Source organism: Sphingomonas plantiphila, from assembly GCF_046000505.1.
Classification (GTDB): Bacteria; Pseudomonadota; Alphaproteobacteria; order Sphingomonadales; family Sphingomonadaceae; genus Sphingomonas; species Sphingomonas plantiphila.
Window position 1 is genome coordinate 324,996 of the sequence record NZ_JBELQC010000003.1, and the last position, 24,704, is coordinate 349,699.

Annotated in this window: 23 protein-coding genes and 1 pseudogene; 11 read left to right on the forward strand and 13 right to left on the reverse strand. The window is 65.7% G+C overall.

What is annotated here, in order from left to right:
* Positions 1-16: 16 nt before the first annotated feature.
* The 5 genes from ABS767_RS16635 to ABS767_RS16655 all read right to left on the reverse strand — a co-directional run bounded on the left by ABS767_RS16635 (position 17) and on the right by ABS767_RS16655 (position 4,726).
* On the reverse strand, positions 17-1,030 hold the full coding sequence (locus tag ABS767_RS16635) for an inorganic phosphate transporter (RefSeq protein ID WP_408080396.1): 1,014 nt from the start codon (positions 1,028-1,030) through the stop codon (positions 17-19).
* A gap of 8 nt (positions 1,031-1,038) precedes the next feature.
* Positions 1,039-2,103, reverse strand: coding sequence for a DUF47 family protein (locus ABS767_RS16640; protein WP_408080398.1), 1,065 nt, complete (start codon positions 2,101-2,103; stop codon positions 1,039-1,041).
* A 142-nt stretch (positions 2,104-2,245) separates the two neighbouring features.
* On the reverse strand, positions 2,246-3,214 hold the full coding sequence (locus ABS767_RS16645; protein WP_408080400.1) for a DUF481 domain-containing protein: 969 nt from the start codon (positions 3,212-3,214) through the stop codon (positions 2,246-2,248).
* A gap of 49 nt (positions 3,215-3,263) precedes the next feature.
* Positions 3,264-3,755 carry an RNA pyrophosphohydrolase gene (locus ABS767_RS16650; protein ID WP_408080402.1) on the reverse strand — a complete coding sequence of 164 codons (492 nt, stop codon included), beginning with the start codon at positions 3,753-3,755 and terminating at the stop codon, positions 3,264-3,266.
* Positions 3,752-4,726 carry an alpha/beta hydrolase gene (locus tag ABS767_RS16655; RefSeq protein ID WP_408080404.1) on the reverse strand — a complete coding sequence of 325 codons (975 nt, stop codon included), beginning with the start codon at positions 4,724-4,726 and terminating at the stop codon, positions 3,752-3,754. Before ABS767_RS16655 ends, ABS767_RS16650 begins: the two co-directional genes overlap by 4 nt.
* 323 nt (positions 4,727-5,049) lie before the next feature.
* Here ABS767_RS16655 and ABS767_RS16660 point away from each other — a divergent pair, with 323 nt between their 5' ends.
* A complete protein-coding gene (locus ABS767_RS16660) occupies positions 5,050-6,075 on the forward strand; it encodes an aspartate-semialdehyde dehydrogenase (protein ID WP_408080406.1) in 1,026 nt (341 codons plus the stop codon).
* 76 nt (positions 6,076-6,151) lie between these two features.
* On the forward strand, positions 6,152-6,724 hold the full coding sequence (locus ABS767_RS16665) for a DUF2238 domain-containing protein (protein WP_408080408.1): 573 nt from the start codon (positions 6,152-6,154) through the stop codon (positions 6,722-6,724).
* 16 nt (positions 6,725-6,740) lie between these two features.
* Here ABS767_RS16665 and ABS767_RS16670 read toward each other — a convergent pair whose 3' ends face one another.
* The 4 genes from ABS767_RS16670 to ABS767_RS16685 all read right to left on the reverse strand — a co-directional run bounded on the left by ABS767_RS16670 (position 6,741) and on the right by ABS767_RS16685 (position 11,857).
* Positions 6,741-8,606: a methyl-accepting chemotaxis protein gene (locus ABS767_RS16670; protein WP_408080410.1), complete on the reverse strand. Its 1,866-nt coding sequence runs from the start codon at positions 8,604-8,606 to the stop codon at positions 6,741-6,743.
* 165 nt (positions 8,607-8,771) lie between these two features.
* Entirely contained in the window at positions 8,772-10,355 is a 1,584-nt protein-coding gene (locus ABS767_RS16675) for a DHA2 family efflux MFS transporter permease subunit (RefSeq protein ID WP_408080412.1), read from the reverse strand.
* A gap of 1 nt (position 10,356) precedes the next feature.
* Complete coding sequence (locus ABS767_RS16680) at positions 10,357-11,418, reverse strand: HlyD family secretion protein (RefSeq protein WP_408080414.1); 1,062 nt, start codon at positions 11,416-11,418, stop codon at positions 10,357-10,359.
* A complete protein-coding gene (locus ABS767_RS16685; RefSeq protein ID WP_408080416.1) occupies positions 11,411-11,857 on the reverse strand; it encodes a MarR family winged helix-turn-helix transcriptional regulator in 447 nt (148 codons plus the stop codon). Before ABS767_RS16685 ends, ABS767_RS16680 begins: the two co-directional genes overlap by 8 nt.
* A 128-nt stretch (positions 11,858-11,985) precedes the next feature.
* On the opposite strand from ABS767_RS16685, the gene ABS767_RS16690 reads away from it, so the two are divergent.
* The 4 genes and pseudogenes from ABS767_RS16690 to ABS767_RS16705 form a co-directional block, all read left to right on the forward strand.
* The gene (locus tag ABS767_RS16690; RefSeq protein ID WP_408080418.1) at positions 11,986-12,735 is read left to right on the forward strand and encodes an alpha/beta fold hydrolase; all 750 of its coding nucleotides are present in this window, start codon (positions 11,986-11,988) and stop codon (positions 12,733-12,735) included.
* Between the two features lie 58 nt (positions 12,736-12,793).
* Complete coding sequence (locus ABS767_RS16695) at positions 12,794-14,617, forward strand: M2 family metallopeptidase (protein WP_408080420.1); 1,824 nt, start codon at positions 12,794-12,796, stop codon at positions 14,615-14,617.
* 20 nt (positions 14,618-14,637) lie between these two features.
* The gene (locus tag ABS767_RS16700) at positions 14,638-15,333 is read left to right on the forward strand and encodes an SIMPL domain-containing protein (RefSeq protein WP_408080422.1); all 696 of its coding nucleotides are present in this window, start codon (positions 14,638-14,640) and stop codon (positions 15,331-15,333) included.
* A gap of 125 nt (positions 15,334-15,458) precedes the next feature.
* Positions 15,459-15,575 (forward strand): annotated as a pseudogene (locus tag ABS767_RS16705) (M2 family metallopeptidase); the annotation flags it as partial.
* 59 nt (positions 15,576-15,634) lie between these two features.
* Here the strand turns inward: ABS767_RS16705 and ABS767_RS16710 are convergent.
* The 4 genes from ABS767_RS16710 to ABS767_RS16725 all read right to left on the reverse strand — a co-directional run bounded on the left by ABS767_RS16710 (position 15,635) and on the right by ABS767_RS16725 (position 18,817).
* Positions 15,635-16,378 (reverse strand): hypothetical protein, encoded by a 744-nt coding sequence (locus ABS767_RS16710; RefSeq protein WP_408080424.1) that lies wholly within the window; start codon positions 16,376-16,378, stop codon positions 15,635-15,637.
* A 90-nt stretch (positions 16,379-16,468) separates the two neighbouring features.
* On the reverse strand, positions 16,469-17,905 hold the full coding sequence (locus ABS767_RS16715) for an AMP nucleosidase (protein ID WP_408080426.1): 1,437 nt from the start codon (positions 17,903-17,905) through the stop codon (positions 16,469-16,471).
* A 92-nt stretch (positions 17,906-17,997) separates the two neighbouring features.
* Positions 17,998-18,252, reverse strand: coding sequence for a hypothetical protein (locus ABS767_RS16720; protein WP_408080428.1), 255 nt, complete (start codon positions 18,250-18,252; stop codon positions 17,998-18,000).
* 85 nt (positions 18,253-18,337) lie between these two features.
* The gene (locus ABS767_RS16725) at positions 18,338-18,817 is read right to left on the reverse strand and encodes a peroxiredoxin (RefSeq protein WP_408080430.1); all 480 of its coding nucleotides are present in this window, start codon (positions 18,815-18,817) and stop codon (positions 18,338-18,340) included.
* 108 nt (positions 18,818-18,925) lie between these two features.
* Between ABS767_RS16725 and ABS767_RS16730 the strand changes: the two genes are divergently transcribed.
* The 5 genes from ABS767_RS16730 (at position 18,926) to tsaE (ending at position 24,702) form a co-directional block, all read left to right on the forward strand.
* Complete coding sequence (locus tag ABS767_RS16730; protein WP_408080432.1) at positions 18,926-19,486, forward strand: YqgE/AlgH family protein; 561 nt, start codon at positions 18,926-18,928, stop codon at positions 19,484-19,486.
* Between the two features lie 60 nt (positions 19,487-19,546).
* Positions 19,547-20,227, forward strand: a complete 681-nt coding sequence (locus ABS767_RS16735; RefSeq protein ID WP_408080434.1) for a GNAT family N-acetyltransferase — start codon at positions 19,547-19,549, stop codon at positions 20,225-20,227.
* A gap of 128 nt (positions 20,228-20,355) precedes the next feature.
* Entirely contained in the window at positions 20,356-21,774 is a 1,419-nt protein-coding gene (gene ahcY / locus ABS767_RS16740; protein WP_408080436.1) for an adenosylhomocysteinase, read from the forward strand.
* Between the two features lie 142 nt (positions 21,775-21,916).
* Entirely contained in the window at positions 21,917-24,262 is a 2,346-nt protein-coding gene (locus tag ABS767_RS16745; RefSeq protein ID WP_408080438.1) for a PAS domain-containing sensor histidine kinase, read from the forward strand.
* Positions 24,259-24,702, forward strand: coding sequence for a tRNA (adenosine(37)-N6)-threonylcarbamoyltransferase complex ATPase subunit type 1 TsaE (gene tsaE, locus ABS767_RS16750; RefSeq protein ID WP_408080440.1), 444 nt, complete (start codon positions 24,259-24,261; stop codon positions 24,700-24,702). Before ABS767_RS16745 ends, tsaE begins: the two co-directional genes overlap by 4 nt.
* Positions 24,703-24,704 lie beyond the last annotated feature (2 nt).

A 24,704-nucleotide genomic window follows, 5' to 3' on the forward strand; every position in this document is an offset into this window, starting at 1 on the left:
GTATCGGGTGATACGGTCAGAACAGCCGGGTGAGCATGTAAAACAGTGCACCGACCGCGGCTGACGCCGGAATGGTGATGACCCAGGCGACGATGACATTCTGTGCGACGCCCCACCGTACCGCGCTCGCACGGCGCGCCGTGCCCGCGCCGATGATGCTCCCGGTGATGGTGTGCGTGGTCGAGACGGGGATGCCGAGCAGTGAGGCGGAGAAGACCATGATCGAGCCGCCGGTCGAGGCGCTGAACCCCTGGTGCTGCGACAATTTGGTGATGCGGGTGCCCATCGTCTCGATGATCTTCCATCCGCCCGACAGCGTTCCGAGCGCGATCGCGATATAGCAGGAGATCGCGACCCAATGCGGGATGTGAAACTCGCCGGACAGATAGCCGGTCGAATAGAGCAGCACGGTGATGATCCCCATCGTCTTTTGCGCGTCGTTCAGCCCGTGGCTGGTCGAATAGGCGGCTGAAGAGACGAGGTGGAGCCAGCGGAAGCTCTTTTCGGCCGTGCGGTTGCTGACCCGGTGCAGCGCCCAGCTCGACAGCAGCATGATGAGCATCGCCAGCAGCATGCCGAGGAGCGGCGAGAGGACGATCGCGATCAGCGTCTTGTTGAGCCCGCTCCACTGGATGCCGGTGAAGCCCGCATGCGCGACCCCCGCGCCGACGAGCCCGCCGACGAGTGCATGGCTGGAGGACGATGGAATGCCCTTGAGCCAGGTTACGACGTTCCAGAACATTGCGCCGACCAGCGCGCCGAACACCACCGCCGGGGTCACCAGATCCTTGTCGATCAGGCCCTTGCCGATCGTTTCCGCCACCTTGTGCAGTTCGGGCCAGACGAGCGTGAGGAAATAGGCTGCGAAGTTGAAGAATGCGGCGAAGCCGACAGCCTGCACCGGGCCGAGCAGGCGTGTTGCGACGACCGTTGCGATCGAATTGGCGGCATCGTGCAGCCCGTTCAGGAAATCAAACGCCAGCGCGACGAGGATCAGGCCGACGAGCAGCGGAAAGGCGAGTTCGTGCATCGGGCGGGTTACGCGTGATCGATCACGATGCCGTCGATCTCGTTCGCCACATCCTCGAGCGCGTCGGCGATCCGTTCGAGATGCTTGTAGATTTCGCGCGCGACGATGAACTTCATCGGCGCGTCGCCATGCTCCTTGAACGCGCGCCGCACGCCTGCATCATGGATCTCGTCGGCATGGCCCTCCATGCGGACCAGTCGTTCGGTCAGTTCATGCAGGCGCGCGCCATTCTTTGCTACGTCGCGCAGCAGGGGCATGGCTTCGGCGGTGAGCCGCGCTGCATCGACGATGATCGCGACCATGTCGCGCATTTCGGGTTCGAACTCGGTCACCTGATACAGATCGACTGCCGCCGCTGCAGCGTTCATCTCGTCGATCGCATCGTCCATGGCGCCGATCAGGCTGGTGATCGCGCTGCGATCGAACGGGGTGAGGAAGGTCTTGCGCACCGTCTGCAGCACTTCGCGGATGATGCCGTCGGCGTCATGTTCGCGCTCCATGATCTCCCGGATGTGATCCTGGGTCGGCCCGCCGCCCTGGAACAGGCGGGACAAAGCGTCGGCCGCAGCGGTGATCGTGACCGCATGCGCCTCGAACAACTCGAAGAAATTCCCGGTCTTGGGGAGCAGGCGCTGGAACCAGGCGAACATGTGGGTGAACCTCGATTTTTCGGCGACTGCGGTCAGCATGCCGGTGCGGCGCGTGGCCGCGTTGAATTCGGTGGGGCCGAAGCTGCGGATCAGGTCGCTGAGATCGGGCTCGTCGACCGCATCGGCGGCATCGGCGAGAGTGAACCAGCGCCGCTCGCGCTGGCTCTGTTCCTTCCAGCGGGTGAGTTCTGCGGTGACGGCGAGCGGAAAGACCTCGACATCGGCCATCAGTTTGGCGCCGTTGCCGCGCCGCTTGCGGTAGCGATAGGCGCCGATCGGGGTCGGGCAGACGGCGCCGACCACGCCTGCCTCCTCCTCGGCCTCCTCGGCAGCGGCGACATGCGGCAACGCGCCATTGGGAACATTGCCCTTGGGAATGACCCAGCGCCCCGTCCCGCGCGACGTGACGAGCAGCACGCGCACGGGGGCATCGATGGCGGACCCGTCGGTCCGGTAGGGTAGGGCGGCAATCTGGCGAATGGCTATGGCTCCGGTTGGCAGCCCGATGCCCGATTTCGCCGAATGTTACAATCTTGTGAAGTTACCGTGACAAACTAGCGACGCGTCAGAAATCCACGAGCAGCGATGCACGCGTGGTCGTATCGGTCGTCTTGCGCCCTACCGGCGGCAAGCTTTCGTAATTCACCGCGTAGGACATCTGGGTCGAGAAAGGGCCGAACAGCTTGACGCGTAGCGCGCTCTTGCCCTGGATGGTGCTATTCGCGTCCTGGATATAGGCCGACGCGTCCTGGCTGAACGTCACGCCCTTGCTCAGCTTCCAGTCGAGGTCGAGCTTGCCGCGCGCCGCGACATTGCGTTCGATCGTGTCGTCGGTGAACGCCGTGTGGCGGAATGCCGGACCGAGTTCGAGGTCGAGCTTGACAGTGGACGACTTGACCGCGGTGTAGCCCGCCCCGGCCGAGACCGAGACGCGATCGTAATAGCCGAGGAACCGGTCGCTTTCATATTGGGCGGCGCCATAGACATAGGCGCGGTCGTCGATCTTGAAATTGGGTTCATAGGCCGCGAGGTAGCGTTCGCGCACGGTCTGGCCGAGGCTTTCCTGATAGTCCGCCTGAAGCCGCAGCTTGTGGCGCCAGCGCAGAGCCTCGCGCTTGACGTCGACCACGCCCGTCAGGCCGATCGTCTCGGTATTGCCGGTGGTGACATAGCCGCCCAGTTCGGCACGGCCCTTCACCAGATCGAGAAACTTTGCCTCACGGATGCGCCGCTCGGCTGCCTCGCGGCGCTCGCGCTTCCAGTTGGCCGCGGCCTTTTCGAACTGTGCTGCGCGTTCCTTGTCGGCCGCCTTGGCATATTTCACGATCGCGTTGACCCCGGCCTCGTCCCCCGCCTTCATCGCCGCGTCGAGCATCGCCTTCACTTCAGACGATTGCTCGACCGAGCTGGGCGCGGCCTCCTGCGTCTCCGTTTGCGGCGCGTCGGCCGTCGGCACCGGATCCGACGTCGACACCGGCGTGATCTCGGCGTTGGCGAGCAACAGCGGGGCGAGGAGCAGGGGGAGGAGACGCATGGACGGCTACCTATTCAATTTTGGCCGGGAAATCGAGTGCTGCACCGCGTCATCGACCTTGGAGGCCGAGGGGTTCAGCGAAGATTTCGAGCAGCCGGACGTACAGATCGCGCTTGAACGGGACGATCACGTCGGGAAGCTCGCGCGGGTCGAGCCAGCGCCAGGCGCGGAATTCGGGCTCGGCGGTGGCGATGTCGATCGCGTCATCCCCGGCGTCGAGGCGGAACAGGAACCAGCGCTGACGCTGGCCGCGCCACTTGCCTTTCCAGACCTTGCCGAGAAGGTCGTCGGGCAGGTCATACTCCAGTTCTTCGTCGGGCGCGGCGAGGAGTTCGACATGCTCGCGGCGCACGCCGGTTTCTTCCCATAATTCGCGATATGCGGCGTCGAGTGGGTCCTCGCCCGGGTCGATCCCACCCTGGGGCATCTGCCATGCCTCAAGCGTGGAATCGAGGCGCTGGCCGACGAACACCTGGCCGTCGGCGTTGAGCAGGATGACGCCAGCACACGGGCGATAAGGGAGTGCGTTACGATCGATCACGCCGCTGCCTGCATCATGACGCGGTTGGCCTCCGCTTCGGTGAGGAGCGATCGGAACGCGACGAGCGCACCGGCGACGTCACCCTGTCCCGACGGGATGGCGCGTCGCAGCGTGATGAATCCGTGGATGTTTCCGACCGCTTCGCGATAGGTGACCGGCACGCCGGCCGCGATCAGTGCGCCGGCATAGGCGCGACCCTGATCGCGGATCGGATCGAGACCGGCGGTGAGGATGAGTGCGGGGGGAAGCCCCGCAAGCGCAGCGTGGCGCATGGGCGAGGCTCGCGGGTGATCGGCATCGGCAGCATAGCATTCGTTGAACCAAGCCATGCCCCGCGCGGTGAGCAGATAGCCTTCACCGAACGCCTCGGTGGAGGGATAGTCGCCTGCAAAGTCGGTGGCGGGATAGATCAGCAGCTGCCCGATCACGGGGACGGCGGCTGGCTCGTCGCGCAGGTCGATCGCGGCGACTGCGGCGATCTGCCCCCCGGCACTGTCGCCGGCAAGCGCGATCGCGGTGACCGCGCGGCCGAGTTCGACTGGACCCGATGCGACCCACCGCGCCGCAGCTTCGCAATCGTCCGACGCGGCGGGCCAGGGATGTTCCGGAGCGAGCCGATAGTCGATCGAGACGACCGGAAGGTCGAGCATCCGGCTCATCTCCGCGGTGAAGCTCGCATGGCTGTCGATATTGCCGATGACGAAACCGCCGCCGTGGAAGAACAGGACGACCGGTCCGGGCTCGCGGTTTTCGCGGACATCGAACAGTCGCGCGGGGATCGCGCCCGCAGGACCCGGAATGCTGAGATCGCGGATCGTGGCGAGATCGCCGACGGGCATGTCGACCATGTCCTTCATCGCCAGATATTGCGCGCGGTAAACATCCGGCTGGGGTGGCCAGTCCGGTTGAGGCATCGCCGCGAGCATGTCGAGAAAGGCGCGCACATCGGGGCGGACGAAGGGGGTGGCCAAGATCGCTTCTCCTGTCAGGCGGCGAATTTCATAGGCGAGGGGACCGCGCGGCGTCCACCGACCAACGAACCGCTTGCCGCAACGAAAGAAGAATTTTCCTGTCACTTGCGTAACGGAACTGCTAGAGCGGTCACCATGTTTCGAAAACGGGCCATTATCACCACCCGGACCGCGACCCGCCGCTGATCGGCCGGGCGCGTCGACCGGGTGTGCGCCGCGAAACAATTCCGCCAGCTCCCCGTTGGGAACGCTGACTTCCAATCGAACAATGACTATGTCGCCGCCCGGACGCCGGAGCGGCGCGACCGTATGAAAGGGTCTTTATGGGTTACCGTGTCGTAGTTGCAGGCGCCACCGGCAATGTCGGGCGCGAAATGCTCGCCATCCTGGCAGAGCGCGAATTTCCGATCGACGAACTGGCGGTGCTCGCCAGTGCACGCTCGACCGGCGACATGGTCGATTTCGGCGAGACCGGGAAACAGTACAAGATCCAGAATATCGAGCATTTCGACCCCACCGGCTGGGACATGGCGCTGTTCGCGATCGGCAGCGATGCGACCAAGGTCCATGCCCCGCGCTTCGCCGCGGCGGGCTGCACGGTGATCGACAACAGCTCGCTCTATCGCATGGACCCCGACGTGCCGCTGATCGTGCCGGAGGTGAACCCCGAGGCCATCGACGGATACAAGGCGAAGAACATCATCGCCAACCCGAATTGCTCGACCGCGCAGATGGTCGTCGCGCTCAAGCCGCTCCACGACGCGGCGAAGGTCAAGCGCGTGGTCGTGTCGACCTATCAGTCGGTGTCCGGCGCCGGCAAGGCGGGGATGGACGAACTGTTCGAGCAGTCGCGCAACATCTTCGTCGGCGATTCTGCCGAACCCAAGAAGTTCACCAAGCAGATCGCGTTCAACGTGATCCCGCACATCGACGTTTTTCTGGAGGACGGGTCCACCAAGGAAGAGTGGAAGATGGTGGTCGAGACCAAGAAGATCCTCGACCCCAAGGTCAAGGTCGTCGCGACCTGCGTCCGCGTTCCGGTGTTCGTCGGGCACAGCGAGTCGGTGAATGTCGAGCTGGAGAACGAGCTGTCGGCCGAGGATGCGCAGAAGGTTCTGCGCGAGGCGCCGGGCATCATGCTGGTCGATAAGCGGGAAGATGGCGGCTATGTCACCCCGGTCGAGTGCGTCGGCGATTATGCGACCTTCGTGAGCCGTGTGCGCGACGACTCCACCGTCGAGAATGGCTTGGCCTTCTGGTGTGTGAGCGACAATCTGCGCAAGGGCGCGGCGCTCAACGCGGTGCAGATCGCCGAACTGCTCGGGCGGCGGCACCTGAAGAAGGGCTGATCGACTGCGGACAGGCCTTCCCACCGCGCAGCGCTGGTGGCTGCTCGCATGCCTTGCGGGCGCGCCTCTGAGCGCGGTGGGAGCGGCCTATCCGCCCAACACCTGGTTGCAGGTCGGCCCGGTCGTGGCTGGCGTGCCGCTGGCCTGGTGGGCGCTCAGGCGCTGGCCGCTGAGCAGCGCGAGCGTTGGCTGGGGATGTGCGTTCGTGTTGCTGCATCTGTTCGCAGCGCGCTGGACCTATAGCAGCGTTCCGTACGACGCCTGGGGGCGCACGTTGACGGGCATCAGCATCGACGCAGCGTTCGGTTTCGACCGGAATATGTTCGACCGGCTGGTCCATTTTGCATCGGGACTGTGCTTCGTCCGGCCGTTGGTCGAGATCGGCATGCGCCATGCGGGGCTGGCCCGGCGGCTTGCTGTCATCGTCATGCTGCTCGGCATCATGGCGATCGGCGCACTTTACGAGATCTTCGAATGGTCCCTGACGCTTGGCCTCAGTCCCGAAGCGGCGGATCAGTATAACGGGCAACAGGGCGACATGTTCGACGCGCCCAAGGACATGGCGATGGCGCTGCTCGGGGCGCTTGCCGGCCTTGCCGCCGGGTTGGGCAGGCCGCGGGCGATCAGCGGACCGTCGCGGCCCGCCTGACCGCCGCAGCGATCCGTCAGAACTCGTCCCAATCGTCCATCGCCGCTGCAGTAGCGAGACCGGTGCCGCTGCCATTGACCACGATGGGGAGCGTCGGTCGGACGAGAGGGGCGGGCGCTGACGCCGCTTTCGCCCGAGTGGGCTTGGGACGCGCCGGCGGTTGCTGAAGCGGTCGCGCGCTGGCCGCGGACGCCGAAGTGGCGTTCGAAAGTGCGGGCGACGCGGCGCTCGTCGACAGGGTCTTGCGGGGTCCCGCATCGAACCGCGCCGCCTGTTCGGACAGTGCGTTGACCTGGGCCAGCAGGCCGCGCGCGGCAGCCGAGGTTTCCTCGATCATCGCGGCATTCTGCTGCGTCGACTGATCCATCGTGCCGACGGCGGCGGCAATCTCCGTCATCGCGGCGGACTGGGATCCGTTATCGGCGGCCATGGTGGCGACCAAGCCGTTAACGCTGCCCACGGTCTCGACGATGCGGGCGAGCGCGCCATCGACGCTGCGCACGGCTTCGACGGCGACGGCAACTTCGTCCTGCGTCAGGGTGAGCTGTTCGCGGGCGCGCTTCGCCTCTTCCTCGGCGCGCATCGCCAGTGCGGACACGAGGTCGGCGACGACTGCGAAGCCGCGACCTGCTTCACCCGCACGACCGGCCTCGACCGCCGCGTTCATGGCCAGGACGCGGGTCTGGAAGGCGATCTTGTCCAGGCCCTCGATCACCCCGTCGATGCCGCGCGCGCTGTCGCTGACCCGGCCCATCGTCGCGACGGCATGCTCGGCGGTATTGCGACCTTCCTCGACCACGGTGCCGGCCTCTTCGGCGCGGGCGACCACATCGCGCGCGGCGAGCGCCATGGCTTCGAGCCGGGTATTGATCTGCGTGATTGCGGCGGTGGTCTGCTCGATGCTGGCCGCGTTGCTTTCGGAGCGGCGAGCAAGGTCGTCCGTTGCCGAAGAAATCTCTACCGTCCCGGAGGTGATCGCAACCGTGGATTCGACCACAGCCCCGACCAGTTCCTGAAGCGCCGCGACCGTTGCGTTGAAGTCGGCGCGCAGCGCGGCATATTGCGGATCGAATTCGGCGTCGATGCCATGGGTCAGCTTACCCTCGGCCACGCGTTTAAGCCCGTCGCCGAGTGCGCGGACGACCGAGTCCAGCGTTTCCCTGTTACGCGCGATCTCGGCTTCCGCCACGGCGCGAGCGGCTGAGGCCTCCTGCAGCACCGTCAGGGCGCGCGCCATTTCGCCGATCTCGTCCGAGCGTTCGCCACCGACGATAGTGGATTTGGTGTCGCCATCGGCGAGGCGACGCATCGTCGCTACCATTTCGGTGATCGGTGCAAACAGGCGACGACTGATGAAAAACTGGATGGCGCATCCGACCAGCAGTGCGGCGATGCCCAGTTCCTCGAGCATCCGGATCAGACCGGACGCATTACCAGCGACTTCCTCCGCCGGGATTCCGACATAAAGGACGCCGATCACCTTGCCCGACGCGTCGCGGATCGGATCATATGCCGTATAATAACTCTTGCCGAGAATGTCCGCCTGACCGCGATAGGGTTTGCCGTCGCGCAACACCGCATCGAACACCGGGCCGGGGGCGAGTTTGGTGCCGACGGCGCGGCTGCCGTCTTCCTTGACCACATTGGTCGCAATTCGCGTATCGCCCAGGAAGATCGTCGCGGTACCGCCGACCAGCTTCTTCACCCGATCGACGGGGTCATTGAACCCGTTGAGGGCACGCCCGTCGAGCAGCAGACGGTCCCCGTCGACCGAGAAGCGGTTGCCGTAGCGGCTGAGCACGTCGCGGGCGACCGCCATGTTCGTTTCCTGACGCTCTGCGGCGCGGCGCGCTGCATCCCCGCTGAGCGCGAAGTTCGTCATGACAATCAGAGATATCGCAAGAGCTAGCATCGCAAGGCAGGAAAGCAGCGTAATCTTGGTCGCTAGCTTGAAACGATTGAGCATGGCTTGGCCCCGGCAGGAGAAATTCCGACTGGGTCAAGTATAGGACGGCAGGCGCGCAATCGGTCTTCGTTAGACGCTTTGTCAGTGTCCCGCGGCGGCCGGATCGTTTGCCACCGGCGCCTTGGGGCGCTTGAGGAACAGCACCAGCGGGATCGATGCCGCGGTGACGATCATCATCGCGTGAAAGTCATTGAGATAGGCGATCATCGCTGCCTGTCGCGTCACCTCGGCGTTCGCCATGGCGAGGATCGTGTCGGTCGATCCGCCCAGATTGGCGAGCATCCCCGGATCGAGCGTCTGGAGGCGTTCGGCGGTGATGTTCTGGGCAAGGTCGGAATGGCTGGTCTGCGTGCTGCGCGCGAGAATGGTCGTGACCAGCGAGATTCCGATCGAAGCACCGATGTTGCGCGACAGGTTGAGCAGGCTCGCGGCTTCGGTGCGCTGCTGCGGCGGCAGGGTGGCGAACGCCATGCCGTTGAGCGGCATGAAAATGAGACCCATGCCGAGGCCCTGGACCAGGCCGGAGATGATGAACGGCCCGTTGCCCATCGTCAGCGTCCATTGCGTCATGTCCCACAGCGACCATGCGGCCAGCGCGAATCCGGTGCCAACCAATATGCGTGGATCGACACCACGCGCGACCAGACGCGCAGAGATCCCCATCGTCACCAGCACGCCGACGCCGCGTGGCATCAGCAGCAGGCCGGTGTCGATCACCGGGTAACCGTAGAGCGTCTGAAGCATCGGCGGGAGCAGCGCCATCGTGGCCATCATCACGACGCCGACCACCTGCATGAAGGCGAGCGCAGTGACCAGGTTGCGGTTCTTCCACAGGCTGCGCTCAAACATCGGATTCTTGCCCAGCGCCATATGCACCGCGAACATCCACAGCGCGATCGCCGCGGCGAGCGTTTCGACCCAGATTTCGGCGGACGAGAACCAGTCCTCGCCCTGTCCGCGGTCGAGCATCAGCTGCAGCGCGCCGATCCCGATCGCGAGTAGCGAGAATCCGAAAACATCGAATCCGCGCTTGCGGATCGGCCGGCTGGGCAGCAGCCACCACAGAATTGCGAGGCAGATCACGCCGAGCGGCAGATTGACGTAGAAAACCCAGCGCCAGTTGAAATTTTCGGTCAGCCAGCCGCCCAGGACCGGGCCGAGGATCGGGCCGATCATGATGCCCATGCCCCATACCGCCATCGCCTTTTGCTGGTCCTGCGGCCGGTTGATGTCGAGCATCACGGTCTGGCTGAGCGGGTTCATGAATGCCGCCGCGACCCCCTGAAGCACGCGGAACAGCACCATCTCCTCCAGATTTTGCGCGGCCCCGCACATCGCCGACGCGATAATGAAGCCGACGATGGAGATCAGGAAAAGGTTGCGCGATCCGATCCGGTCGGACACCCAGCCGGTGATCGGGATCGCGATCGCCGAGGCGACGATATAGCTCGTCAGCACCCAGGTGATGGTGTCCGCCGTCGCGCCGAGCGACGTCTGCATGTGTGGCAGTGCGACGTTGGCGATCGTCGTGTCGAGGATCTGCATGATCGTCGCCAGCATGACGCCGATTGTCAGCAGACCCTTGTTGCGCACCGGTAGCGCCGCGCCATCGGCGGGCGGTGGCGCGGGGCGTTCGGCAGCAGGATTGGCGGCGGCGGTGGCCAAGTTACTTGTCCGTGATCACCGTGACGTCGGCGGACAGGCCGGCGATGAGTTGGCGCGGGCTTGCCTCGTCGATGGCGATGCGGACGGGTACGCGCTGGGTCACCTTTACCCAGTTGCCATTGGCGTTCTGGGCCGGGAGCACCGAGAATTCGCTGCCGGTACCGGCACCGATCGAGGCGACATGGCCCTTGAGCTTGAGCCCCGGATAGGCGTCGAAGCTGACTTCGGCAGGCTGGCCGACGCGCATCTCGGCAAGGTCGGTTTCCTTGAAATTCGCCTCGACCCATGACCCGCCCGAGCGGACGATGGTGACGGCGGGCAGACCCGACATCATCATCTGGCCGACCTGCAGCCGATCGGACTGGCTGATCACGCCATCGACCGGGGCGCGGCGGGCGGTGCGTTCGAGGTCGAGCAGGGCCTTTTCCCGCTGCGCGCGGGCAGCGGCGATGGCCGGGTTGACGCCGGGGACCGCGTTGCCGCTCGACAGCTTGGCGCGCGCCTCGTCGGCGCTCGCCACTGCGCTCTGATAGCTGGCGCGGGCCTGTTCGACGGCGTGCTGCGCCTGTTCGAAGCGCGCGCGGGTGGTGAAGCCGCGATCCATCAGCGCCTTCTGACGCGCGAAATCCTCCTGCGCCGATGCAATGCGGTCGCGCGCCGCCTGAATGTCGGCGCCGGTCCCCTGATAGCTTGCCTGGAGCGTGGTCACCTGAACCTGAGCATTGGCGATCGCCGCGTCCGCTTGCGCCAGAGCGATGCGATAGGGTTCGGGGTCGATGCGGAAGAGCAGGTCGCCCGCCTTGACGCGCTGATTCTCCTTCACCGCCACCTCGACGATGCGGCCGGCGACGTCGCTGGCCACCGAGACCTTGTCCTGCTGGACATACGCATTGTCGGTCGAGACGGTGCCGCCCGACATGGCCCACCACGCACCCGCGGCCGCGATCAGTAGCAGAGGGACGCCGAACATCAAGATGCGGCGCAGCCAGTTGCGCTGGCGCGGCTGTGCCTCCGCAACCGGCTCGGACGTTTCGGTATCGATGCGGGGGTCTGCGTCAGCCATTGGCGGCCTCTTGATTATCGTTCGGGGTGATCAGGTTGGCACGGACACGGTCGAGCGTGCGGCGCATCTGGGCGCGGTCCGCTTCGGAAATGCCCGCGAGCGCGTCCTCGACCAGTTCATCCGCGATATCGCGGAGCTTGCCGATGAGCGGCTGGGCCGCTTCGGTGAGGTGAATGCGCCAGGCGCGGCGGTCGGCGGGATCGCGGCGGCGTTCGACCAGCCCCGCTTCCTCCAGCCGGTCGATCATTCGCGCCATGGTGATCGGTTCGACCTCGAGCAGTTCTGCCAGCATGCCCTGGTTGCTGCCCTCGTTCCGGGACAGCGTCTTGAGCATGCGCCACTGCGCGTTGGTCACGCCGATCTGGCGCGCGCGCAGGTCAAAATCGCGCCGCAACAGGCGGGCGAGGTCGGCAACAAGGAATCCCAGCGGCTCGTTCATGGGCGGAGATATAATAAGCGTGCTTATATATATCCAGCCTTATCAGTTGCGATCTGCGACTTATACGATTGCATTGATTGCAATCGTTGGCGCTTCCAGATGCGACCGATCCGGTGCACAGAAACCGGATGACCAAGACTTTCCAGACGTTCGACGGCCAGACGATCGCGTGGCGCGAGATGGGGCAGGGCCGACCCGTGGTGCTGATCCACGGCTTCTTCTCCGACGCGCAGACCAACTGGATCAAATACGGCACCGCGCAGAAGCTGGTCGATGCGGGGTTCCGCGTGATCATGCCCGACCTGCGCGCGCATGGTGAAAGCGCGCGGCCGCATGACCCATCGGCCTATCCGCCGGATGCGCTGGCGCAGGACGCCGAGGCTCTGATCGCGCATCTGGGCCTGACCGACTATGATCTGGGCGGCTATTCGCTTGGCGCGCGGACGACCGTGCGGGTGCTGGCGCGCGGCATCGCACCGGCGCCGCGACGGGTGATCCTGTCCGGGCTGGGTGACGAGGGGGTGACCGATACCGGCCGCCGTGCCGGATATTTCCGCAATGTCCTGACCCATTTCGGCAGCTTCAAGCATGGCGATCGCGAGTTCATGGCGCAGGCATTCCTCAAGACCACCGGTGGCGACCCCAAGGCGCTGCTGGGGATTCTCGACACCTTTGTCGATACGCCGCGCGAGGTCGTGGCGAAGATCGACCGGCCGGTGCTGATCGTTGCGGGGGAGGACGATGACGAGGTTGGCTCGTTCGACGGGCTGGCAGCGATGCTGCCCGACGCCCGGCAGGCGTCGATCCCGGGCAATCACATGAGCGCGGTCACCCGATCCGAGCTGGGCGACGCGATCGTAACATTTCTGACGGCTTGACCCCGTCCGGGGGCAGGCGCAGTCTGGACCCATCCACATAGACAAAATCGAGGCATTGATGATCCGCACCGGAATTTCGACGATCGCGCTCGCGTTGATGATGGCCGCCCCCGCCGGCGCGCAGACCAGCAAGCAGGGCGCAACCCCGACCGCGGCGGAGGCCGACGCTTTTGTCGAGCGCGCGAGCAAGGAGTTTGCCGAGTTCTCGATCGACGATGCGCGCATCCAGTGGATCTATGCGACCTACATCACCCCGGACAGCGCCGCACTTGTCGCCAAGAGCGGCGCAGAGGGGACCGAGATGGCGGTTCGCTTTGCGCTGGAGGCGGCGAAGTATGACAAGGCCAAAGGCCTGTCTCCCGACACGAAACGCCAGCTCGATATCCTGCGCAGCGCGATCACTTCGCCCGCGCCGACGCGCGACGGTGCCGCGGCCGCACTCGCCAAGCTGCAGACCGACATGCAGACGGTCTATGGCACCGGCAAGGGAACGCTGAACGGCAAGCCGATCAGCGGCAGCGACATCGAGGCGGCGATGGGTACCAGCCGAAATCCTGACGAGCTCAAGGAAATGTGGACCAGCTGGCACGACAACGTCGGCGCGCCGCAGCGTCAGGACTATCAGCGCGCGGCCGGGCTGCTGAACGAGGGCGCGCGCGAGCTGGGGTTCAAGGATGTCGGCGCGATGTGGCGGTCGAACTACGACATGCCGCCGGAGGAGTTCGCAAAGCTGACCGACAAGCTGTGGAACGAGGTGAAGCCGCTCTATGAGTCGCTCCACACCTATGTCCGCTGGAAGCTGAACGAGAAATATGGCGATGCGGTCCAACCCAAGACCGGGCCGATCCGCGCCGACCTGCTCGGCAATATGTGGGCGCAGGAATGGGGCAATATCTACGACATCGTCGCGCCCGAGGGGGCTGGCGACCTTGGCTATGACATTGGCGAGCTGCTTCAGGCCAAGGACTATGACGCAATCAAGATGGTCAAGGCGGGCGAGGGCTTCTACTCCTCGCTCGGTTTCGCGCCGATGCCCGAGACCTTCTGGCAGCGCTCGCTGTTCACCAAGCCTGCCGACCGCGAAGTCCAGTGCCACGCATCGGCGTGGAACCTCGACAATGTCGACGATCTGCGCATCAAGATGTGCATCAAGGTGAATTCGGACGACTTCGTCACGATCCACCACGAACTGGGCCACAATTACTATCAGCGCGCGTACAACAAGCTGCCGCTGCTCTACCGCAACGGCGCCAATGACGGCTTCCACGAGGCGATCGGCGATTTCGTCGCGCTGTCGATCACGCCCGATTACCTCGTGTCGATTGGCCTGCTCGACGAGAGCAAGGTGCCGAGCGCGGACAAGGATACCGGGCTGCTGCTGCGGCAGGCGATGGACAAGGTCGCATTCCTGCCCTTCGGCCTGCTGATCGACAAATGGCGCTGGGGCGTGTTCTCGGGTGGTATTCCCCAGAGCGGATATCAGGGCGCGTGGGATGCGCTGCGCCTGCAATATCAGGGCATCACCCCGCCGGTGAAGCGCGACGAGACCAAGTTCGATCCGGGTGCGAAATACCATATTCCGGCGAACGTGCCCTACACGCGCTACTTCCTCGCGCGGCTGCTGCAGTTCCAGTTCTACAAGGCGGCGTGCGACCAGGCCGGATGGAAGGGGCCGCTGCACCGCTGCTCCTTCTACGACAACAAGGAAGTCGGCGAGAAGCTGAACGCGATGCTCGAGATGGGCGCCTCCAAGCCCTGGCCGGATGCGCTCGAGGCGTTCACCGGCAGCCGCGAAATGTCCGGCGCGGCGATGGTCGAATATTTCGCGCCGTTGAAGGCGTGGCTCGACGAGCAGAACAAGGGCAAGCCGAAGGGATGGTGAGGCTACTGGTCGCGGCGGCTATGGTCGCCGCCGCCACCCCTGTCGGCGCGCAGGAGCGGCTTCAGCCGGGCGAAGTGCTGCTTGAAGTCTCGGCGGAGGGTTCTGCGCGAGCGACACCTGATGTTTTGACGGTGTCCATCGGCGTGCAGAACGATGGCAAGACCGCGGCTGAAGCGATGGCTGCAAACGCTCGACAGGCGAATCTGCTGGTTGCCGTAGTGCGTTCGGCCGGCATTGCAGCGAAGGACGCAAAGACCGTGGATTTGCGCGTCGAACCCCGCTTTGCGCCGGCGGAAGGCGGTGGGGTGAGCGATGCTATTATTGGGTATCGCTCGACCAACAAGCTGGAGCTCATTCTGCGTAACCTGTCGCGCGCGCCCGATCTCATCGACGCGTTGTTCAAGGCCGGCGCAACCGATCTCGACAAAATCAAACTCGATTTTGCGGATCGGCGAGAGTTGGAAGGCCGTGCGCGGGCCAACGCCGTCGCGCAAGCCAAGCTGCAGGCGGAGCAATATGCCGCCGCGCTGGGCCAGAAAGTCGTCCGTATCGTACGGGTTAGCGAGCGCTCCGCGTACGGTGGAGGGGGTTCCGGCATGTATCTTACGGGAACCCAAACGCTTGAGAACCTTATATCGACCCTGCCGCAGGTTATTCCGGGCGAACAGGCGTTGACCGTTACGGTCTGGATCGACTTCGCGATTGCGCCGAAATGATAGGCTAACCGGAACAGATCTGATCGGTCACGGCGGCGGAACGACTGCGTTGCGTCACCAGCGCCCGCGCTGCCGGCTGCCTCTTGTCGTTTTGATCGATTTGGGCAGTCTCGGTGGGGGGATATGCGCTCAAGGTGTTCACCGGCAGCCGCGAAATGTCCGGCGCGGCGATGGTCGAGTATTTCGCGCCGCTGAAGGCGTGGCTCGACGAGCAGAACAAGGGCAAGCCGAAGCGCTGGTGACGAAAAGGCCGCCGTGGCGATGTGCCGCGGCGGCCTTTTGCTTTTCCGATGCGCCAGGATCAGTCGGGGAGCTTGTCCGGAATCGTCCCTTCGTCGGCGATGCCGGCGTCGAGCGAGGCGGAACTGTCCGAGCCGTCGGCCTGATGCGCCTTGGCGCCGGTCTCGTCCTGTGGTCCTCCTTGACCCTTTTGCAGGGCGTAGAACACGCCAGCGACCGCTGCGCCGATCGCGGCGACGCCGCCGATGACCGATGCAAAGAAGTTGCGGTCGCCCATTTTCTCGCGCGTGTCCGAGACGAATTGGACTGGCGCGGACTCGGTGACGCTGCTGGCAGCCGACTGGGCGGCGGCGGAAACCTTGGCAGCGGCCGCCCCGACCTTGCCGCGCGGCGCATTCGCGGGGGCAGCGGCGGCGGGCTTGCGCGGCTTGGCGGGTGCCTTGCGCGCGGCGGCTGTGCGGCGGGGCGGGGGCGTCTTATCTGAGGCCGCTGGCGCCTTGGCACTTTTGGGGGCGGCCGGTTTCGCTGCACGCGATGCCGCAGCCTTACGCGCAGGCGCTTTGGACGCGGGCGTGGCCGCCGCGGCAGCCGGAGCAGCGGCAGAAGCGGGCGCCTTGGCCTTGGCCGACGTTCCAGTCGTAGCGGCCTTTGGTTTGGCCGCTGCCTTGGGCTTGGCGGGCGCGGACGGCGCCTCGGCCTTGGTTGCGCTCTTGGCGGGTGCCTTGCGCGGCTTTGCTGCGGGCTTGGGCGCCGGGGTCTCGGTCGCGTCGCCGGTCGTGGTCGATTTGCTCGGGGCCTTGGCCATCACGTAACTCCAGTGGTTTCGTGTCTGTAACCAACCTGATCCAAATCGGTTTCCCGCGTCAACGGATTCCGTAACTCGCCGCCCCGCTGCTCAACGGAACGGGGGTTCGTTGAACGCGCGCAGCTTGCGGCTGTGGAGCTTCGCACCCTCGCGCCGCAGCTCTTCGCAGGTTTCGATGCCGATCTTGAGGTGCTCGGCGATCGCGCGCTCGTAGAAGCGGTTGGCCTGGCCGGGCAGCTTGAGTTCGCCGTGCAGCGGCTTGTCCGACACGCACAGCAGCGTCCCATAGGGGACGCGGAAGCGATAGCCCTGCGCGGCGAGCGTCGCGCTTTCCATGTCGACGCCGACCGCGCGGCTCAGCGAGAAGCGTAATGCCGAGCGAGAGAAACGCAGTTCCCAGTTGCGGTCGTCGGTGGTGACGATGGTGCCGGTGCGCAGGCGCCGCTTTAGCTCGTCGCCGGACTGTCCCGACACCGTTTCGGCTGCGCGGGCGAGCGCCTGCTGTACTTCCGCGATCGCAGGGATCGGAATTTCGGGGGGCAGGACGTCATCGAGAACGTGATCGTCGCGCAGATAGGCGTGGGCGAGCACATAGTCGCCGATCCGCTGGCTGGGGCGCAGACCGCCGCAATGGCCGATCATCATCCACGCCTCGGGCCGCAGCACCGCGAGATGATCGGTAATCGTCTTCGCGTTCGATGGGCCGACGCCGATATTTACCAGCGTGATGCCGGTGCCGCGCTCAGCCATCAGGTGCCAGGCCGGCATCTGGTGACGCCGCCAGGCGCCATCAGTCAGCAGCGTGTCGGGATCGTCCCCCGCCTCGATCACGATGCCGCCGGGGCCGGACACGCCGGTAAAGCGGCTGTCGGGGCCGAGCTGCGCACACGCCCAGCGCACGAATTCGTCGACATAGCGGTGATAGTTGGTGAACAGGATATATTGCTGGACGTGTTCGGACGGCGTGCCGGTATAGTGACGCAGCCGGGCGAGGCTGAAATCGGTGCGCAGCCCGTCGAACAGGGCGAGCGGCCGGGTTCCGTCCTGGCTGATCCAGCTACCGTCGGCGATCTCGTCACCGATATGCGCCAGCTCGGTCGCGGGGAAATGCCGGGCGAGTTCGAGGGCCGAGACCTCGTCCAGCCGCAGCGCATGGCCGGGGTCAAGGACATAAGGGAAGGGAATTTCCTGACGCCCGGTCACTGCTGCCACCTCGACGTCGTAATCCTCGATCAGCAAGGTGAGCTGTTCGACGAGGTAGCGCGCGAACATCGCCGGACGCGTGACGCTGATCGCATAATCGCCGGGGGTGACGAGCCGGCCGAACGAGCGTGCCGGTGTCGGGCGATCGACTTCGTTGCGGTAGACCACACGGATTTCGGGATAGGCGAAGCTGCCGTCGTGGCGGCGCTCCGGATCGGGCGCGATGCCCTTGGTCAGATAAAGGTCGAGAGCCTCACGTAGGCGGGTGACGGAGGCGGTGTGCAGCCGATCCAGTTCGGCGACGATTTCTTCTGCTTGTGTCATCTTTCGCCGTTAATGGGCGCAGATGACATAGGCAAGACCGGATCATGTCGGTTCGGTGGCGTGCCGGTCCGAAACCGACACGCCACGTCAGGTCACTTGCCGTCGTCGTCCTTGTCTAGCAGCTTGCTGATGCCGAACGCGGCACCGGCAACCGCCGCGGCGGTGCCGGCTGCGATTGCCGCGGCCGCAACCGGATTCTTCTTCGCGGCGTCGACCACGCCGTCGACGGCGTCGCTGATCGCCTCGCCCGCGTCGCTCAGCGCATCCTTCGCCTGATCGTACAGCGTCTCGTCGCTCTTGGCCTGAGTGGCCGTCGGGGTCGTCGTGGGGGTCGTTTCGTCCATCATCACAGGGTCTCCCTTCCTCCATGACAACAGCTTCGCCGCGCGCCGGTTCCACCGTCAACGGCAAACCGGCGCGCGACCGAAACGGTCAGAGGCTCTCGAGCAGATGTTCGGCCGAGCTTACCTTGAATTCGCCCGGGGCCTCGACGTGCAGCTGTTCGACCACGCCGTCGTTGACAAGCATCGAATAGCGCTGGCCGCGCGTGCCCATGCCGAACTTGCTGCCATCCATTTCGAGACCGACCGCCTTGGCGAAGGCGCCGTTGCCATCGGACAGCATCGTCACGTCCTTCGCGTCCGCGCTCTTTGCCCAGGCGTCCATCACGAACGCATCATTGACGGCGGTGCAGGCGATCTCGTCCACGCCCTTTGCCTTGAGGTCTTCAGCCTTTTCGACATAGCCGGGCAGGTGACGCGCCGAACAGGTCGGCGTGAACGCGCCGGGGACCGAGAAGAGCGCGACCTTGCGGCCTGCGAAATAGTCGTCCGAGCTGACCTGTTCCGGGCCGCTCTCGGTCGCCTTGACGAAGGTCGTGCTGGGAATGCGATCACCGATCTGGATGGTCATGCTGGTCTCCTGTCGCTCCGCGGGACTGCGGCTTGCCGCTCAAGTGGCACATGCGCGGCGATTTTCAAGCGTGGCGCTGCGTTGCCCGGGGCGATATGGTCCGCAGTCATGGAAGAAAGTGCGTACCTGACCGGGCAGATCCTCCTCGCTCTGCCCGGCATCGGCGATCCGAGGTTCGAGCGCGCGGCGATCGCGATGTGCGCGCATGATGCCGAGGGGGCGTTGGGAATCGGCATCGGCCACAGGATCGATGGGCTGGGGCTGCACGAACTGCTGAGCCAGTTCGAGATCGAGCCGGGTGCCGCGCCCGATGCGCCGGTGCATTTCGGAGGACCAGTGGAGCCGCGCCGGGGGTTTGTCGTGCATTCGACCGACTGGAGCGGGCAGGACACGATCGATGTGGCGGGGCGCTGGGCCCTGTCGGGCACGGTGGACGTGCTGCGCGCGATTGCCGACGGGTCGGGCCCGACCTGCTGGCTGGTGGCGCTGGGCTATGCCGGCTGGGGCGAGGGGCAATTGGACGCGGAGATGACGCGGCACGGCTGGTTCAACGTGCCGGGGGATGCCGCCTTGCTCTATGGGACCGAGCCGGAGCGGCGCTGGGAGCAGAGTTTCGCGACCGCGGGGATCGATCCGCGGATGCTGGCGAGCGGGGGCGGCACCGCTTGATCCGCGGCTGACGCAATTGTCGGGCTGACAATGCGCGCCGAGCGGAGCATGGACGCTCGGATGACGCACCCGCTCGATCGCCCCGTCTGGTCCGCGCTTGGCAGTGGCTGGGCAGAGATTGCCGAGGGAGATGCGCGCGCGCTGCGGATTGCGCCTGACATCGGCGTATTCGGTGCGGCGCGGGACCAGTCGCCGGAGAGCCTGGACGCGCTTGCCGCGCTGGTGCCGGACCAGGGTGAATTGTGGCTTGTCGAGCGGGATCCGGTACCGACGCCGCCCGGCACGCGCGTGGTGAAGGAAGGGCTGGCGGTGCAGATGGTGCTGGACCAGCTGACGCCCGCGTTGCGCAAACCGCCCCCGATCACGGCGTTGGGGGAAGCCGACGCCGCAGAGATGTTCGCACTGGCCACCCTGACCGAGCCGGGCCCCTATGCGCGCCAGACGCACCGGCTGGGCGGCTTCGTCGGCGTCCGCGAGGGCGGCAGGCTGGTCGCGATGGCGGGCGAGCGCATGCGGATGCCCGGCTATATCGAGGTCAGTGCGGTCTGCACCCATCCCGACTGGCGGGGCAGGGGACTGGCGCGGCACCTGACCCGCGAGGTCGCCGGGGCGATTCTGGCGCGCGGATCGGTCCCGTTCCTGCATTGCTATGCCAGCCACACGGCAACAATCGCGCTCTATGCGGCGATGGGGTTCCGCATCCGCACCGAGATCCGCGCGATCATTTTGTCGCGCGTCTGACGGGCTGGGTGAAGGGCATCATATAAAGATATCTTTATGTTTCGTTTGCGCTTCGCCCGACGATCCGCTAGGGGCGCGGCAGAGCCGTGGCTATCGCGGCGATTCAGTTCACAAGCCGGAGAAAGATCGTGGCCACCGTGCTCGACAAGACCGATTACGTCATCAAGGACCTCAGCCTCGCCGCATTCGGCCGCAAGGAAATCGAGATCGCCGAGACCGAGATGCCGGGCCTGATGGCGCTGCGCGAGGAGTTCGGCGCGAGCAAGCCGCTCAAGGGCGCGCGCATCACCGGATCGCTGCACATGACGATTCAGACCGCGGTGCTGATCGAGACGCTGAAGGAACTCGGCGCCGAGCTGCGCTGGGCGACGTGCAACATCTATTCGACCCAGGACCATGCCGCCGCCGCGATCGCGCAGGCCGGCATTCCCGTCTTCGCCGTGAAGGGCGAGACGCTGGAGGAATATTGGGATTATGTGATCCGCATCTTCGACTGGAGCACGCCGGAGAATCCGGACCAGACCGCCAACATGATCCTCGACGATGGTGGCGACGCGACCATGTTCGCGCTGTGGGGCGCGCGCGTCGAGGCGGGTGAAGAGCTGTTCACCCCGTCGAACGAGGAAGAGGAAATCTTCGTCGCGACGCTCAAGCGCTTCCTGGCCGAGCGTCCGGGTTACCTCACCAAGAGCGTCCAGAACATCAAGGGCGTGTCGGAAGAGACCACCACCGGCGTGCACCGCCTGTACGAGCTGTCGAAGAAGGGCAAGCTTCCCTTCCCTGCGATCAACGTCAACGACAGCGTCACCAAGTCGAAGTTCGACAACCTCTATGGCTGCAAGGAATCGCTGGTCGACGCGATCCGTCGCGCCACCGACGTGATGCTGGCGGGCAAGGTCGCCTGCGTCGCGGGCTTTGGCGATGTCGGCAAGGGTTCGGCGGCGTCGCTGCGCAATGGCGGCGCGCGCGTGCTGGTAACCGAAATCGATCCGATCTGCGCGCTGCAGGCGGCGATGGAAGGCTATGAGGTCGTGACGATGGAAGAGGCGGCGACCCGCGCCGATATCTTCGTGACCGCGACCGGCAACGAAGGCGTGCTGACCGTCGACCACATGCGCGCGATGAAGAACATGGCGATCGTGTCGAACATCGGTCACTTCGACAGCGAGATCGAGATCGCCGGCCTCAACAACATGAAGTGGACCGAGATCAAGCCGCAGGTCGACGAGGTCGAGTTCCCCGACGGCAAGAAGATCATCGTGCTGTCGAAGGGCCGCCTGGTGAACCTCGGCAATGCGACCGGCCACCCGTCGTTCGTGATGAGCTCGAGCTTCACCAACCAGGTGCTGGCGCAGATCGAGCTGTGGACCGGTGCGGACAAGTACAAGAACGACGTGTACGTCCTTCCCAAGCATCTCGACGAGAAGGTTGCGGCGCTCCACCTCGACAAGCTGGGCGTCAAGCTGTCCAAGCTGACCCAGAAGCAGGCCGATTATATCGGCGTGCCGGTCGAAGGGCCGTTCAAGCCGGATCACTATCGCTACTGATCCTGCGATCGCGCGAACGACAGGGGGCGTGTCCGGCGACGGGCGCGCCCCTTTTCGTGTCGGTAGCGCCTTTGAGTCGCGCAGCGCCGTTGCCGGACGATCCGGCAGTTCGTAAGAGCAGGCGGATGAAGGGCGCGTCGCGTTGATCGAGATTTCTGAATCCGCGGCCGTGCTCGCGGGTGCCGCGCTCGCGCTGTTGATCGCGGCGGGCGCGGGCATGTTGTGGGTGGGCTTGCGCGCGCGCGGGCGCGCCGAGCGGCTGGTCGAGGCGAATGCCCGGCTTCAGGCGCTGGCGTCGGGCGCGCCCGCGCTGGCGATGATCGTGCGCGCCGACGGGCGGATCGAACTCTCGCTCCCGCTCGCCAACCTGCTCGGCTTTGACGAGGTCCCTGTGCAATTCGGCGATCTGGTCGACAATGAAGCCGTGCTGGGTCGCGACGAGGCCGAGATGCTGGAGCGCGAGGTGATCGCGGCGCAGAAGGCGGGAAAGCCGTTTCGCATGGCGCTGCCGGTGCGCGGTGCCAATCGCACGCTCCTCGCGATCGGCGAACGCGCGCCCGATGCGGTGCGCGCGCCCGGCGGCGCGGTCATCTGGTTCTTCGATGCGACCGAATCCAGCGAGGAAGTCGCCCGCTTCGCCAATGAGGCGGATCGCTATCGCGAGGCGTTCGACGCATTGACCGGGCTGATCCAGTCGGCGCCGATGCCGATGTGGTACCGCGATCCCGAATTGCGCATCGCGATGGTCAACAACGCCTATGTCGAGGCGGTGGACGGCAGCAATGCCGAACATGTCGTCGCCTCTGGCCTGGAGCTGGTCGATGCGTCCGCGCCGGGCGGACCGCTCGCCAGCGCCGCAAATGCGCGCGAGGCGGGGACGCCGCAGATGGTGAAGCTGCCCGCGACGATCGGGGGCAAGCGACGCACGCTGCACATCCATGACGTGCCGCTGCCGACCGGCGGGGTCGCGGGCTTCGCCGTCGATGTCGAGGAACTGGAGCAGGCGCGCAGCGGTATCAAGCGCGCCGGCGAGGCGCAGCGCGCGATGTTCGATCGCCTGTCGGCGGGGGTCGCTCAGTTCGGAAGCGATCGGTCGCTCGTCTTCTGCAACCAGCCGTTCCGCCGCATCTTCGAACTCAAGAACGAATGGCTGGCCGACCGGCCCGAATTCGACCGCATCCTGGAGCGGATGCGCGAGGCGAACCGGTTGCCGGTGGTGCGCGATTTTCCGGGGTGGAAGAACGAGCGGCGCGAGTGGTTCGTCGCGGCCGAAAGCGCGCATGAGGAGAATTGGACGCTGCCCGGCGGCACGCACCTGCGCGTGGTCGCGCAGCCGCTGCCCGAGGGCGGATTGCTCACGATTTTCGAGGACCTGACCGAGCAGGTCCAGCTCGCCAGTGCGCGCGACACGCTGTTGCGTGTGCGTACGGCGACGTTCGACAATCTGTTCGAGGCGCTGGGCGTCTTTTCCGCCGACGGACGCCTGCAGCTGTGGAACAGCCGGTTCCGCCAGGCATGGGGGTTCGAAGAAGCGTTCATCACCAGCCATCCGCGCGTCGATGCGCTGGCGAGCGAGGCTGCGTCGCGGCTGGCGAAGCCGGGTCGCGTCTCGCTGATCGGCGATCTGGTCCGCGCCGCCACGGTCGAGCGGCAGCAGCGCGGCGGATCGATCGAATTTGCGGACGGACGACATTTCGAGGTGGCGGCGGTGCCGCTGCCCGATGGCAATGCGCTGTTCACGATGCTCGACATCTCCGACCGGCGGCGGATCGAGAATGCGCTGCGCGAGCGCAACGACGCGCTGGAAGCCGCGGACCGGATCAAGACCGCCTTCGTCGCCAATATGAGCTACGAGCTGCGTACCCCGCTGACGTCGATCAAAGGCTTCGCGGAGATGCTGTACAATGGCTATGGCGGGCCGCTCCCCGAGAGCGCGGTCGATTATTCGGGCGCGATCCTGGAGTCGGTGGGGCGGCTGAGCGATCTGGTCGACGATGTCCTCGACCTGACCCGCGACGGCGGCGCGCTGGCCCGCGAGACGGTCGATCTGGAGCTGGTTGCCGGGGTTGCGGTCGAGAATGTCGGGCCGAGTGCGAAGGGCAAAAAGATCGAGCTGGCGGTTGAGATTCAGGGCAGCGCCGGGACGATCCAGGGCGATGGGCGCCGTATTCGTCAGACGATCGAACATCTGCTGCGCCACGCGATCGGCGCGACCGGCGAGGGCGGCCGCGTATTGCTGCACATCGACGGGAGCGACGCGGGCGCAAGGATCGTCGTGTCCGACGACGGGCCGGGGATGGCCCAGGAGGTCGCGGCCAAGGCGTTCGACCGGTTCGCGCAGGCGGGGATCAGCCGCAACGGTGAGCGTGCGCTGCACCTTGGCCTGCCGCTCGCCAGACAGTTCGTCGAGGCGCATCGCGGCACCATCCAGCTGATGTCCGAGCCGGGGCAGGGGACGATGGTGATCGCGGAACTGCCGCGCGGATGATCGCACTGGCCGATGCCGAAGCGACCGAGGCGTTCGGTCGCGCGCTGGCCGCGCGGGCGCGCCCCGGGGACGTGATCGCCCTGTCCGGGCCGCTGGGCGCGGGCAAGACCAGTATCGCGCGCGGACTGCTCGCGGAACTGGGGCTGGAGGGCGAGGCACCGTCGCCGAGTTTCGCCATCGTCCAGCCCTATGACCCGCCCGAAGTGGCGTTTCCGGTGCTGCATATCGACCTGTACCGCATCGACGATCCCGCCGAGGCCGACGAGCTGGGGCTGGACGATGTGCGGCAGGATTCGCTGTTGCTGGTCGAATGGCCCGAGCGGCTGCCGAACGACCATTGGGCGGATGCCCTGTGGCTGACACTGACGATCGAATCCGACGGCTCCCGCGCCTTGACAGCGCGGGTCCCGGCGGCATGGAAGGACCGATGGCCCCTGTGAGC

Bases quoted from the DNA above. Each gene is read 5' to 3' on its own strand.
- ABS767_RS16715 (WP_408080426.1), bottom strand. From the start codon at position 17,905: ATGACACAAGCAGAAGAAATCGTCGCCGAACTGGATCGGCTGCACACC.
- ABS767_RS16735 (WP_408080434.1), top strand. From the start codon at position 19,547: ATGACGCACCCGCTCGATCGCCCCGTCTGGTCCGCGCTTGGCAGTGGC.
- tsaE (WP_408080440.1), top strand. From the start codon at position 24,259: ATGATCGCACTGGCCGATGCCGAAGCGACCGAGGCGTTCGGTCGCGCG.
- ABS767_RS16635 (WP_408080396.1), bottom strand. From the start codon at position 1,030: ATGCACGAACTCGCCTTTCCGCTGCTCGTCGGCCTGATCCTCGTCGCG.
- ABS767_RS16710 (WP_408080424.1), bottom strand. From the start codon at position 16,378: ATGGCCAAGGCCCCGAGCAAATCGACCACGACCGGCGACGCGACCGAG.
- ABS767_RS16720 (WP_408080428.1), bottom strand. From the start codon at position 18,252: ATGATGGACGAAACGACCCCCACGACGACCCCGACGGCCACTCAGGCC.
- ABS767_RS16725 (WP_408080430.1), bottom strand. From the start codon at position 18,817: ATGACCATCCAGATCGGTGATCGCATTCCCAGCACGACCTTCGTCAAG.
- ABS767_RS16700 (WP_408080422.1), top strand. From the start codon at position 14,638: ATGGTCGCCGCCGCCACCCCTGTCGGCGCGCAGGAGCGGCTTCAGCCG.
- ABS767_RS16680 (WP_408080414.1), bottom strand. From the start codon at position 11,418: ATGGCTGACGCAGACCCCCGCATCGATACCGAAACGTCCGAGCCGGTT.
- ABS767_RS16685 (WP_408080416.1), bottom strand. From the start codon at position 11,857: ATGAACGAGCCGCTGGGATTCCTTGTTGCCGACCTCGCCCGCCTGTTG.
- ABS767_RS16690 (WP_408080418.1), top strand. From the start codon at position 11,986: ATGACCAAGACTTTCCAGACGTTCGACGGCCAGACGATCGCGTGGCGC.
- ABS767_RS16670 (WP_408080410.1), bottom strand. From the start codon at position 8,606: ATGACGAACTTCGCGCTCAGCGGGGATGCAGCGCGCCGCGCCGCAGAG.
- ABS767_RS16660 (WP_408080406.1), top strand. From the start codon at position 5,050: ATGGGTTACCGTGTCGTAGTTGCAGGCGCCACCGGCAATGTCGGGCGC.
- ABS767_RS16730 (WP_408080432.1), top strand. From the start codon at position 18,926: ATGGAAGAAAGTGCGTACCTGACCGGGCAGATCCTCCTCGCTCTGCCC.
- ABS767_RS16695 (WP_408080420.1), top strand. From the start codon at position 12,794: ATGATCCGCACCGGAATTTCGACGATCGCGCTCGCGTTGATGATGGCC.
- ABS767_RS16645 (WP_408080400.1), bottom strand. From the start codon at position 3,214: ATGCGTCTCCTCCCCCTGCTCCTCGCCCCGCTGTTGCTCGCCAACGCC.